The 12,156-nt window shown below is 76.0% G+C and carries 8 protein-coding genes; 3 read left to right on the top strand and 5 right to left on the bottom strand.

All coding sequences use genetic code 11. The annotated features are described in order from the left end of the window. The first annotated feature begins 2 nt into the window (after positions 1–2). From ACF9IK_RS08445 to ACF9IK_RS08435, 3 genes are all read left to right on the top strand, one after another. Positions 3–4,001 carry a DUF5682 family protein gene (locus tag ACF9IK_RS08445; RefSeq protein WP_395293626.1) on the top strand — a complete coding sequence of 1,333 codons (3,999 nt, stop codon included), beginning with the start codon at positions 3–5 and terminating at the stop codon, positions 3,999–4,001. Continuing rightward, complete coding sequence (locus tag ACF9IK_RS08440) at positions 3,998–5,938, top strand: hypothetical protein (RefSeq protein WP_395293625.1); 1,941 nt, start codon at positions 3,998–4,000, stop codon at positions 5,936–5,938. The genes ACF9IK_RS08445 and ACF9IK_RS08440 overlap by 4 nt, the downstream gene beginning before the upstream one ends. Before the next feature lie 281 nt (positions 5,939–6,219). After that, positions 6,220–6,687 carry a MarR family winged helix-turn-helix transcriptional regulator gene (locus ACF9IK_RS08435; RefSeq protein WP_395293624.1) on the top strand — a complete coding sequence of 156 codons (468 nt, stop codon included), beginning with the start codon at positions 6,220–6,222 and terminating at the stop codon, positions 6,685–6,687. Positions 6,688–6,764: 77 nt separating this feature from the next. Here the strand turns inward: ACF9IK_RS08435 and ACF9IK_RS08430 are convergent, their stop codons facing one another. The 5 genes from ACF9IK_RS08430 to ACF9IK_RS08410 form a co-directional block, all read right to left on the bottom strand. Beyond that, the gene (locus tag ACF9IK_RS08430; protein ID WP_395293623.1) at positions 6,765–7,337 is read right to left on the bottom strand and encodes a GTP-binding protein; all 573 of its coding nucleotides are present in this window, start codon (positions 7,335–7,337) and stop codon (positions 6,765–6,767) included. Between the two features lie 81 nt (positions 7,338–7,418). Then, positions 7,419–7,799, bottom strand: a complete 381-nt coding sequence (locus ACF9IK_RS08425; protein ID WP_395293622.1) for a DUF742 domain-containing protein — start codon at positions 7,797–7,799, stop codon at positions 7,419–7,421. Beyond that, on the bottom strand, positions 7,796–8,227 hold the full coding sequence (locus tag ACF9IK_RS08420; RefSeq protein ID WP_395293621.1) for a roadblock/LC7 domain-containing protein: 432 nt from the start codon (positions 8,225–8,227) through the stop codon (positions 7,796–7,798). The genes ACF9IK_RS08425 and ACF9IK_RS08420 overlap by 4 nt, the downstream gene beginning before the upstream one ends. Further along, positions 8,227–10,404, bottom strand: a complete 2,178-nt coding sequence (locus tag ACF9IK_RS08415) for a sensor histidine kinase (RefSeq protein WP_395293620.1) — start codon at positions 10,402–10,404, stop codon at positions 8,227–8,229. Before ACF9IK_RS08415 ends, ACF9IK_RS08420 begins: the two co-directional genes overlap by 1 nt. 389 nt (positions 10,405–10,793) lie before the next feature. Continuing rightward, complete coding sequence (locus ACF9IK_RS08410) at positions 10,794–12,056, bottom strand: ISL3 family transposase (protein WP_395293619.1); 1,263 nt, start codon at positions 12,054–12,056, stop codon at positions 10,794–10,796. Positions 12,057–12,156: the final 100 nt, after the last annotated feature.

Here is a 12,156-nt window from a genome sequence, read left to right as displayed (position 1 = left end):
CGATGACGACGACGAGCAGCGCGGCACCCCCCGGCCGCGAAGCGGCCCCCGGGGCCTCCGGCGGGCCACGCCGGTCCGGTCGCTCCGGCCCTGCCGCAGACACCGGCGGCCCGCGGGCGGCCGTGGAGGCCGCGACGGCACGCCTGGCCGCCTCGGGCGACGGCGCGCCCGGTCCGTACCTGATCGGGGTCCGGCACCACGCGCCGTCGCTCAGTGCGGTCGTGCCCGCGCTGCTCGACGCCGTCCGGCCCGAGGTGGTGCTGGTGGAGCTGCCCGCCGAGTTCCAGCCGTGGCTCGGCTGGCTGGCGGACGACTCCACCCGGGCGCCCGTCGCCCTCGCCGCCGCCCCCGGCGGGGCCGAGGGCGGCGGCGCCGAGGGCAGCGCGGGCGCGGGGGCGTCCGGGCTCGCCTTCTATCCGTTCGCCGACTTCTCCCCGGAGCTGGCGGCCTTGCGGTGGGCCCGGCGCAACGGCGTCGAGGTGGTGGCCTGCGACCTCCCGCTCGCCCACCGCGCCGAGCTCCGCCGGGCCGACGCGGACCGCGCCGGCACCGACCGCGCGGGCACCGACCGGGCGGGCGGTTCTCCCGCCGCCGGTGCACCCGCCGCCGGTGCACCCGTCGACGGCCGCGGCCCGGGCTTCGCCGGCGCGCTGCGCCGCCGGCTCACCGGGCGGGACGGTGACGAGGACCTCTGGGACCGGCTGGTGGAGACCGCAGCCCCCGGCTCGACCCCGGAGGCGGTGCGGCGCGCCGCACTGCTGGTCGGCTGGGCGATGCGCCGCGACGCCGAGGAGGGTCCCGGCGTCGACCCGTACGACCTGCGGCGCGAGGCCTGGATGCGGGCGCGGATCGCGGCCGCGGCCTCGGGCGGTCGGCGCGTCGCCGCGGTCGTCGGGGCGTTCCACGCACCCGCGCTGCTCCACGGCGCCGAGCGGCCGGACGGGCCGCAGCCGTCGGAGCCGGCCGGCTCCGACGGCTGCGCCGAGGCCCGGACGGCCGTGGAGGCCGTGGAGGGGCCGGCCCGTCCCTCGGCGGGGGAGCCGCAGGCCGGCGGCCACGTCGTCTCGCTGATCCCGTACACCTACCCGCTGCTGGACGCCCGCTCCGGCTACCCGGCCGGCATCCGGGACCCGGAATGGCAGCACACGGTCCTGGAGGCCGGCGGGGACCGTGACCGGCTCGCCGAGGCGCTCGTCCGCACCGCGGTGCGGATCTGCGAGGCCCTGCGCACCCAGGACCACCCGGCCGGCCCGGCCGACGCCCGGGAGATCGTCCGCCTCGCCGGCGACCTCGCCCGGCTGCGCGGGCTTTCCGCCCCCGGCCGGGGCGAACTCGTCGAGGCCGTGCAGACCGTGCTGGCCCAGGGTGAACCACTGGGCCGGGGCCGGGCTGTGGCCCGCGCCCTCGAACGGGTCCTGGTCGGCAACCGCACCGGCCGGGCGGCCCCCGCGGCCCCCCGCAGTGGTCTGGCCCCCGCCGTCGAGGCCCTGCTCGCCGAACTCGGCCTCCCCGGCCCGGCCGACGCCGCCGAGTCCGCCTCGCGCGACCTGCGGCTGGACCCGTTGCGCTCACCCCTCGACCGCCGGCGCGAGCTCCTCCTGCACCGTCTCACCGCCTGCGGTGTCCCCTACGGCGAACCGGTCGCCGGCACCGCTGCGGGCGGCATCGAGACCGTCGGCACCCGCTGGCAGGTGCAGTGGACGCCGGCCACCGCGGCCATGCTGACGGTCGCGGGCACCCGCGGTGTCACCCCCGCACAGGCGGCCGAGGGCGCCCTGCGGGAACGGCTGCGCCGTGAGCAGCAGACCGACGGACCGACCGGGCGCGACGTGCTGCAGGGCCTCGCGGACGCCGCGGCCTGCGGCCTGCCCGCCCTCGCCGGCGTCCGTCTCGACCAGCTCACCTCCGTCCTCCCCGAGAGCGGCACGCTGCCCGAACTGCTCGACGGCCTCGCCCTCCTGGACCGCCTCATCGCCGGCCACGTCCCGGGCCTGCCGGTGGCCGCCGGCCTGCCGCCGGCCGATCGGCCGGTCCACGACGAGGGCCGGGCTGCGCCCGCAGCCGCCGTTGCGGGAGACCGCGCCACGGCGGCCGGGCCGGAGGCCACCGGACGTGCCGCAGCGGCGGCGGCCGAGCTGCTGACCGTCGCCGCGGTGCGGCAGTTGGAGGGGCTGGGCGGTTCGGACGATCCCGCCGACGCGCGGGCCCTCCTGGAGCTGGCCCGGCGCGCCGACCGGTCGGGCGGGCTGCGACTCGGCCACGTGCTCGCCGAACTCACGAACGACGGAAGCCCGCTGGTTCGGGGCGCGGCCGGCTCGGTGCGGGTGCTGCTCGGGCACGACGGCGCCTCGGCACTCGGCGGCCGCGCCGCCTCCTGGATCGACGGGGCCACCGACCCCGCGGCCCGGCACGCCCTCGCACGCTCGCTGGTCGGGATGCTCACGGCGGCCGAAGGGCTCTTCGCCACGGCGCCCGAGGTCCTGGAACCCGTCCTGGAACGGGTGACGGCACTCGCCGACACGGCCTTCCTCGACCGGCTGCCCGCGTTGCGCGGCGGCTTCGACACCCTCAGTCCGGCCGCCCGCGACCGGCTGCTGACGCTGGTGGAGGAGCGCCTCGGCACCCGGGTGCAGGCCCTGCCGGACACCGTCGCACCGGCGCTGTTCGCCCGTTGGGCCCGCGCGGATCTCGCCGCCCGTACGGCACTGGGCCGTCGCGGTCTGCTCCCGGCGGAGACCACCGGTCCGCAGGCCGGCCGACCGAAGCCGACGGCGCCGCCCGCGGCACCCGGTGGCGGCACGGTCACGCCCGCGGCCACCACCGGGGCCGCGACCGCGGCTCCCGATGCGGCCGCCACGGCACACGCCCTGACCCCCGCCGAGCGGTGGCGCTTGCTGCTCGGCCGGCCGGGCAGCGGCGGCCTCGGCGGGCGGTCGGCCCGGCTGGCCACCGCGCTCGACGAGCTCTACGGAACCGGCCACGGTGAGGGCTCGGGCCCCGGCCTGGACGGGCGCGGCGGCGCCGGAGGCCACCGGGGCGGGCGCGGCGCGCCGTACCCGGGGGTGCGCGAGTGGTCGGAGGAGCTGGTCGCGCTGTTCGGCCCCGGCATCCGTGAGGAGGTCCTGGCCGCCGCCGTGGCACACGGCCGCACCGACGCCCTGGACGCCGTCGACCCGGACGCCGTCCGTCCGTCCGTCGACCTGCTGCGGACCGTACTGGAGCACGCCGGCGGTCTGCCGGAGGCCCGGATCGCCATGCTGCGCCCGCTGGTGCGGCGCCTGGTGGACGAACTGACCCGGGAGTTGGCGACCAGGTTGCGCCCCGCCCTCACCGGCGTCGGCGTGCCGCGTCCGAGCCGCCGACCGGGCGGCGGGCTGGACCTGGACCGGACGATCCGGGCCAACCTCGCCACCGCCCGCCCGGCCCCGTCGGGGCCCGAGGGGGAGCGGGGCACACTGATCGTCCCGGAGCGGCCGGTGTTCCGGACCAGGGCCCGCAAGGCCGCGGACTGGCGGCTGATCCTGGTCGTGGACGTCTCGGGGTCGATGGAGGCCTCCACGGTCTGGGCGGCGCTGACCGCCTCGATCCTGGCCGGGGTCCCGTCGCTGAGCACGCACTTCGTGGCCTTCTCGACCGAGGTCGTCGATCTGACGGAGCAGGTGCGGGATCCGCTGGGCCTGCTCCTGGAGGTGCGGATCGGCGGTGGCACCAGCATCGCGACCGGGCTGGAGTACGCGCAGGAGCTGGTGACGGTGCCCTCCCGCACGCTGGTCGCGGTGATCAGCGACTTCGAGGAGGGCGGCCCGGTGGGCGCGCTGCTCGCGCGGACCAGGGCGCTGGTCGACTCCGGGTGCCACGTCCTCGGCTGCGCCGCGCTGGACGACACCGGGAAGGCGCGGTACTCCAAGGCGGTCGCGAGCCGACTGGTCGCGGCCGGAATGCCCGTGGCGGCACTCAGCCCGCTCGAACTGGCCCGCTGGGTAGGGGAGAAGGTCCGATGACGGCATCGACGACGGAATGGCCGGCGGTTCGGCCGGAGGTGGTCGCCGAGGTGGTGGCCGGGCTGTCGCCCCGACTGCAGAAGCGGTTGGACGGCGCGGCGGCCAAGCTGGCCGGCCGCCCGGTCGAGCGCACCGGCGACGCCTGGCGGATCACGGTGGACGAGGAGACCGAGCTCGTCCTGCACGCACCCGGCGGGGTGATCGGCGACCCGGCCGGCGTCCGCTGCGGCTGCCTGCTGGCACCGGCCTGCGTCCACCGGGCGGCGGCGGTCACGGTCTGCCGCCCAGCCGACGCGGGCACCGACGACGACGCGAACGCCGAGGCCGACGCGAACGCCGAGGCCGACGTGGACGCCGGCGCCGGCGGGGCGGACGGAGGCGCCGCCCCGCAGACCACCGGGCCGGCCGATCCGCCGACGCCGGCCGAGCGGGCCGCCGTCCACCACCTGCACCACGCCGCCGCGGCAGTGCTCGCGGCGGGCGTCGGTGGCACGGGCGCCGTCCTCCAGGCCGAGCTGCTGCGGGCGGCCCACCGGGCGCGGCTGGCCGGGCTCCACCGGCCGGCCGCCGCGGCGGTGGCGGTGGTGACCAGGGTCCGTGCCGCCCGCTCGGGCGAGCCGGACCACCGGCTGGCGGACCTGGCCGCCGGTCTGCGCGAGCTGCTCGATCTGACGACCGCTCTGACCGCGGCCCTGACGACCGCACCGGCCACCCCGTCGGCTCTCCCTCCCGGCCGCCTCGCCGAGCTGCGCGGTTCGGCCCGGCAGGCCTACCACGAAGCGGGTGGCCTGCGACTCCACGGGCTTTTCACCGAGCCGGTGCTGACGGCCACGCACGCAGGTGTGGTCACCTGGGCGGTGGACGCCGGCGGGCGGTTGAGCACGGTCGCGGAGGTCATGCCGCATACCGACGCGACGGCTGCGGCCCCGCAGGCCGTCGGCGCGGCGAACCGGGCCGTCCGGCTCGGCGACGCCGTGCTCGGCCACGGCGAGTTCGGTCGGGCCGGGCTCGCCGTCCAGGGGGCGACCAGGTCCGCCAACGGGCGGCTCGGTGCCGGTGCCTCGGTGCGGGCGGTCCGGGCGGCAGGTGCGGCATGGACGGCCGAGCCGCTCGCGGCACTCTGGGCCGAGCCGCCGGCCGCCCAGGTGGATCGTGCGCTGTCGGCGGCGGCGGCCCCGTACGAGACCAGGCCGGCCGGGAGCGACCTGCTCTTCCTGGACGTCACGCTGCTCGGTGCCGCACCGTACGGTCCGACCGGTGTGCCACAGCTGCTCGCGGACTGCGGCGGCGGCCTGGTCGTCGCGCTGCGGGCGGCACACGACCACCCGGGGCTCGCGTTCCGGGGCAACCTCGCGCTGCTCGCCACGGCGCCCGGGCTGCGGTTGCGGGTGATCGGCAGGTTGGAGCGCGCCGCCCGGCCGGAACTGCGCCTGCTCGCCGTCGGGACGCCCCCGGCCGACCCGGCACCGGGCGAACCGGCACTGGCCCTGACCACCGCGCGGTCGGGCCGGGTCAACCTGGGCCTAGAACGCCTGCAGACCGCCGACCTCGTCCTGCCCGCCCCGGGCGCCGACGCCCTCACGCCGTGCGCTGCGCCCGACCTGCCCGGCGTGACCGAGGCCCCGGAGGCCCCGGTGCACCTGCTCACCCGCCGGGTGGAGCAGGCGGTGACGGGTGGACGGCAGGCTCTCGCGCTCGGTGCCGGCACGCCGGACGGCGACGCGACCCGGCTGAGGTCGGCGGGCCTGGCCACCGGGGCGGCGCTGCTGGGCGCCCTGCGCGCCTCGGCGGCGGACCAGCCGCGCGACGTGTTCGGCCGGGTCGTCGCAAACGACCACGAGGCTTTCACCGCGGCGTGGCTGGCGGCGGCCTGCTACGGCGAGGAGTTGGCCGGGGCACTCTGCGCGGCCGCCTGGTCCGGGCGAGACGAGACCTGATCCCGCATCGTGATCCTGGGCCGAGGGCGGGGGCGAGATCCGGAGCCGAGTCCGACGCGACCACCCCCGCGCCTCCGCCGCACGGGAAAGTACTTGCACAAACTGGTAGAGCGCGCCGAATGGCATACTGGGCGGACGGGAGACGTTCGATCGGCCGTAGTACCGCTGACCTGGGCCGGACACCCTGTTGGCGTCGGACACCGGTCGGCGGGGGTGGACGGCGGTCCGGCGACCGGTCCGACGGCGGTCCGAACGGGGCCGGGGAAGAAGAGGGGCGAGCCATGGGGATCCACGACGATGCCGCCGAGATCCGCGCGAGCGGCTGGCGCACGCTCGCCGCGCTGCACGGTCTCATCGACACGGCACTGGAGCGGGCGCTGCAGGCCGAACACCAGCTGTCCGTGGTCGAGTACACGGTGCTGGACGCGCTCTCCCGGCAGGACGGCTGGCACATGCGGATGCAGCAGCTGGCCCGCGCGGCTGCGCTGAGCAGCAGTGCGACCACCCGGCTGGTGACCCGCCTGGAGGACCGGGGCCTGCTCAGCCGCTACCTCTGCGCGGACGACCGGCGCGGCATCTACACCGAGCTGACGCCGCGGGGCCGCGAGCTCTTGCAGGCCGCCCGCCCCGTGCACGACGCCACGTTGGAGGCGACGCTGGCCAAAGCCACCGAGACCCCTGAGCTGGCCCCACTGGTCCGCGCCCTGGAGGAGCTGGAACTGACCCCGGCGGCCTCCACGACCACCTGACCGCCCCCGGCGCGGCCCGTCCGGAGCGACCGAACCGCACCTACCGCTCAGGGACAGCCGCAGCGTGCCGGTGCGCCCTAACGCCGCGCCGCGAGCGCGTCGCGGTGCACGCGGTCCAGCAGCGCGAGCAGCAGCTCCTTGCTGGAGGCGCGTTCCCGGACGTCGCAGAGCACGACCGGGACACCCGGGTCCAGGTCGAGGGCGCGGCGGACGTCGTCGGGAGTGCAGTCGCGGCGGCCGTGGAAGCAGTTGACGCCGATCGCGAACGGGATGCCGCGCTGCTCGAAGAAGTCGACGGCGGCGAAGCTGGACTCCAGCCGCCTGGTGTCGGCCAGCACGATCGCCCCGAGCGCGCCGAGTGCCAGGTCGTCCCACATGAACCAGAACCGGAACTGGCCCGGTGTGCCGAACAGGTAGAGCACCAGCTCGTCGTGGATGGTGATCCGTCCGAAGTCCATGGCGACGGTGGTGGTGGACTTCTCCTGGACGCCCTCCAGGCTGTCGACCCCGATGCTGGCGCGGGTCATCCGCTCCTCGGTCTGCAGGGGTTCGATCTCGCTGACCGAGCCGACCATGGTGGTCTTGCCGACGCCGAAGCCGCCGGCGACGAGGATCTTGACCGCGCCCGGCACCAGGCTCTGAGTCGTCAATTCAGGTCTCCTGTAGGGGGGAACTGGAGGTGGCGGTGCGAGCCGCGGCCAGGGTGCGAGCAGGAAGGCCGCGGTCGTGGATCAGAGTCGTCGGACGCCCTCGATCACGGCCTGGATCAGCGAGACGTCCGGCGCCTCGGCGAGCTGGACGGGAGCCCGGGTGAGGATCATCCGGGCCTCGGCCAGGTCGTCCAGCAGGACCTTGACGACGCTCACCGGCAGGTCGAGGCCGGCCGCGATCTCGGCCACGGCGAGCGGGCGTTCACGACACAGGTCGATGATGGCGGCCGGTTCGGGCGACATCCGCGACGTGTCCGTGCGAGGGTCCGCGGTGACCACCAGGGTGATCAGCGTGAAGCCGTCACGGACCGGGCCGGTCCGCCCGTTGGTGATGGCGTAGGGGCGGACCAGATGGCCGGCGTCCTTGTCGAAGAACCAGGCTTCGTCGGCGTCGACGGTCACGCACCGCCGCCCGCGCCGACCTGGCCGGCGTCGCCGCGCGGCGCCGCGGTGAGGTACTGGCCGACCTGCTTGACCAGCACGTTGATCTCGTAGGCCATCAGGCCGGCGTCGACGAGTTCGGTGGTCAGCACGGCCAGCCGGGCGCCCTGGCCGGCGTTGGTGACGAAGAGGAACAGCTGGTCCATCTCGATCACGGTCTGCCGGACCCGGCCGCCGTTGAAGCGGTGGCCGGCGCCGCGGGCGAGGCTCTGCAGGCCGGAGGCGACGGCCGAGAGGTGCTCGGCGTCGGCGCGGTCCAGGCCCTGGGAGAGTCCGACCAGCAGGCCGTCCTCGGAGAGGACGATGGCGTGCCGGGTCTCCGGAACCCGCGCCACCAGCTGGTCGAGCAGCCAGTTGAGGTCGCGCTGGGTGTCGGTGTACTGCGTCATCACTGCTGATCCTTAGTTGCGGAAGGTGCGGCCGGTGCAAGGGGAACGGCCGGTGCGCCCGAGTCGTGCTCCGCCGCACGGGCGGTACGGGTGCCGCGCTGGATGGCGGCCATGGTGGCGCGGGAGCGCTGCGGCGAGGGGTCGTCGACGGGGCCCGGGTCGGCGCCGGGGACACCGGCCGCACCGTCGACGGGGGCCCCGCCGAACGAGCCACCGCCGAAGGTGCCGCTGCCGAACGAGCCACCGCCGCACGCACCGCCGCCGAAGGTGCCGCTGCCGAAGGTGTTGCCGCCCGCCGCGCCGCCGCCCGTCGCGCCGGGGAAGCCCGCCGGCGGCGGGAGCACTCCGCCGGGCGCGTTGGCCGCGCGCAACTGCTCCGCGAGGCTGGCGTTCCGTACCCGCCGCGGCAGGACGCGCGGGGTGCGCAGCTCGCCGTCCGGGCCGTGCTCCAGAGGGGTCTCCGGGGCGTGCTCGTGGGTGGGCGTGGCGACGTCGGCCGGGGTCCGGCCGTCCGCCGGACTGCCCGCCGGAGCACCCACGGCGCCGTCGGGCCCACGCGCGAACCCGGCCTGGGCAGCGCCCGCAGGAGCCCCGGCCTCCGGAGCCGCGCCCAGCGGCATCTCGTACGGCCGCGGCATGGCCGGCCGGGGGACGACCACCGCGCCGGGCAGGCCGGGGATCGAAGCGCCCACCGGCAGGCCGCCGTTGGTGAGGCGGCCCTCCTCGCCCGCGCCGGCGTCGCCGTACTGGCCGTACCGGGCGAGCAGCTCGCCGATGGTGAGGCCGCCGTCCTGCTGCTCATCGTCGCCGGCGCCGCCACCGGCCGCAGGGCCCGCTCCGTCTGGGCCACCCGCTCCGCCTGCGTCGTCGGCCGTCGGCCCCCCGACCGCGGACGGTCCACCGCCCAGCAGGCCGACGGGTACCCCGGCGGGCGTGCCCGAAAGCTCGCCGCCGCCGGGCGGCCCGCCGCCCGAGCCCGGCCCGACCTCCGGCGCCGGCGTCCGGGTGACCCTGGCGCCGGCCGGCAGGCCGGGCACCGAGGCGGCCGGCTGCGCCTGCTCCAGCAGCACCGACGGCACCAGCACCACGGCCCGCGTCCCGCCGTAGGGCGAGGGGCGCAGCGTGACCTGGATCTCGTGCCGGGCGGCGAGCCGGGCCACCACGAAGAGTCCGAGCCGCAGGTCGTCGCCGAGTGCGGAGACGTCCAGATCGGGTGGGTTGGCCAGGTAGGCGTTGAGGCGTTCGTAGTCCTCCTCGCCCATGCCGAGGCCGCGGTCCTCGACCTCGACGGCCAGGCCCTTGGGGACTTCCTGGGCGGACACCTGCACCTGGGTGTAGGGCGGGGAGAAGGTGGTGCCGTTCTCGATCAGCTCCGCGATCAGGTGGATCACGTCGGCGACGGCCTGCCCGCTGAGCGAGGTGCGCGGGACCCCCTGGACCACCACCCGGGAGTAGTTCTCGGTCTCGGAGACGGCGCTGCGCAGCACGTTGACCATGGGCACGGCGTTGCGCCAGCGCCGGGCCGGCAGCGCGCCGCCGAGGATGACCAGGTTCTCGGCGTTGCGCCGCATCCGGGTGGCCAGGTGGTCCACGGCGAACAGTTCGCGCAGCAGGTCGGGTTCCTCGTGCTCGCGCTCCAGCCCGTCCAGCATGCTGATCTGGCGGTGGATCAGGATCTGGGTTCGGCGCGCGATGTTGAGGAAGACCTTCTTCGTGCCCTCGCGGCCCTGGGCCTGGTGGACGATGGCGGCGAGGGCGGCCTGCCGGACGGCGGCGAGGCCGTCGGCGGTCTGCTGGACCTCGTCGCCGGCCCGCCGTGCGGGGGCCCAGGCGGGTGGTGCGGGTACGGACTCGCCGGCCCGGAGTCGGCCGACGATGTCGGGGATCTCGTGGTGGGCGAGGGCGAGGGTGTCGGTGCGCAGGCCCGAGAGCCGGGCGGAGAGGGCCCGGGCCAGCCCGATGCCGCGGATCAGGCTCCAGAGCAGGACCACCACGACGAGCGCGCTGACGGCCAGCAGGGCGGTGCGGTGCCCGGTGTCGCGCAGCAGGTAGGCGGCGTAGCCCCAGGCGGCGGCGAGACCCAGGCAGGGGACCAGCACGAGGCCGAGGAGCGAGGTGCGGAGGGAGCCGGACCGGCCGGCGCGGTGGCCCGTCCGGGGGGCCGATATGCCTGGCATCTGATTCCTTGTTGCTGGGCCGAACGACGGGTCCCCCGTGTGCGGTCCGGTGCGCTCCCCGGCCGGGGCATCGGGATGCCCGCGGCCGGCGATGTCCGGAGGGACACGCCGGATCGGGTGACGCAGCGTCACCGTCCGGGCGGTGCGCACAGCCGCCGACGGTAGGCACGCTACCAGCCCGAGGTGGACTCACCGCAACATCAACTGACGATCTGTGAACGGGCGATGACGCGCCGTCCGCTCGCCGGTTCACTCCCTGCGGAGGCATCATCGCTGGTCAGGTGGCATGCCTGGACGCGGCGACGGCTTTCCGGGGGTCGCTGGGCGACCTCCGGAAAGCCGTCAGGAACAGGTCAAAACTGGCTCTTCTGCTGGATCCGTGGGCGCGATCAGGTGAGTTGGCGGCGGGGCAGGGTGGGTCGGTTGCCGCCGAGGGTGAGCATGACGAGGGCGATGACGGCGTCGGCGGTGCGGAAGCCGAAGCCTCGGCGGATGATCAGACGGGTCTTGGTGTTGGTCGACTCGATCAGCCCGTTGGACAATTGCTCGGCGATCGCGGCCGTGATGGCCTCGCGGTGCCGTTTGATCTTCCGGCGCAGGTCCAGGAAGGCGGGGATGCGGCAGCGCTGGGCCCAGGCCAGCCAGCGGTCCAGCGCGGCGACGGCAGCCGCCATGCCCTCGGCCTTCGCGATCCGGTAGACCATGCGCAGGCCCTCCTTCAAGAGGTAGGCGCGGTGCAGACGGGGGTCGTTGGCGGCGATCCAGGCCAGCTTCGCGCTCTGGCGCTCGGTCAGGTCTTCCGGGTTCTTCCACAGCGCGTGGCGCGAGTGCTTCAGCCGGCGGGCCAGGTCGGGGTCGGCGGCCTGGCGCCGGGCCCGGTTCCAGCTCGCGCGGCGTTCCTCGTCGAGGGCGTCGGTGGCCCAGGCGACGACGTGGAACGGGTCCATCGCCCGGATCGCGTTCGGGGCGCGCTCGGCCACGACGTCCGCGATCCACTCCGCGCCGTCCGCGCTGATATGCGTCAGCCGATGGGCCCGTTGCTCGCCGAGAGCGTCGAAGAAGCGGCGCAGGACCTCCTTGCCGTGGCCGTCGGCCATCCACACCACGTGCCGGGTGTCGTGGTCCACGACCACGGTCATGTACTTCTGCCCCTTGCGGTAGGAGATCTCGTCGACGCCGATCCGCCGCAGCCCGGCGAGGCGGTCGATCCCGACGTCGGCGTCGCGCCGGTAGCGGGTCAGGATCGCGCCGACAGTGCGCCAGGCGACCCGCATCAACTGCGCGGTTGCCGACTTGGAGCACTCGGTGGCCAGCCAGGCGACCTGCTGGTCGAAGTCACGGGTATGCCCGGCTCCGTGACGGGCCCAGGGCACCGCCGCGACCACCACACCGTGCCGCGTGCACGACACCCGCGGAGCGTCAGCCTCCAGGAAGAGTTTCAGGCCGGCCGCGTCCAGGTGCCGCCAGCGGCGCCGGCCGTCCCCGGCATCGAAGCGGGGGCAGCGCCTGCCGCAGACCCCGCAGCGGCGACGCGCCCGACCCCGCAGACGCACCGCGACCACGATGACCTGGGACTCTTCCTCGAACCAGGCGTCCTCCGGCGCTGCCTCCCCGCATCCGACCAGTGCCTTCAATACGGTGGTGAACCGCACGCCGTTCTCCCTGCGCGTCTGATCCTGAGCCTCGATACCTCAAGATCTGCACAGGGGACGGCGTGTGCCGTGTCAGGCACTCCGGACCGACCCACGGATG

The organism is Kitasatospora hibisci (assembly GCF_043950205.1).
GTDB classification, from domain to species: Bacteria; Actinomycetota; Actinomycetes; order Streptomycetales; family Streptomycetaceae; genus Kitasatospora; species Kitasatospora hibisci.
This window is presented reverse-complemented; position numbering and strand designations above follow the sequence as displayed.

What these genes read in the sequence shown, in the direction of transcription:
- ACF9IK_RS08445 (WP_395293626.1), top strand. Translation starts at nt 3, where the DNA reads ATGACGACGACGAGCAGCGCGGCACCCCCCGGCCGCGAAGCGGCCCCC.
- ACF9IK_RS08420 (WP_395293621.1), bottom strand. Translation starts at nt 8,227, where the DNA reads ATGACGCAGTACACCGACACCCAGCGCGACCTCAACTGGCTGCTCGAC.
- ACF9IK_RS08435 (WP_395293624.1), top strand. Translation starts at nt 6,220, where the DNA reads ATGGGGATCCACGACGATGCCGCCGAGATCCGCGCGAGCGGCTGGCGC.
- ACF9IK_RS08440 (WP_395293625.1), top strand. Translation starts at nt 3,998, where the DNA reads ATGACGGCATCGACGACGGAATGGCCGGCGGTTCGGCCGGAGGTGGTC.
- ACF9IK_RS08415 (WP_395293620.1), bottom strand. Translation starts at nt 10,404, where the DNA reads ATGCCAGGCATATCGGCCCCCCGGACGGGCCACCGCGCCGGCCGGTCC.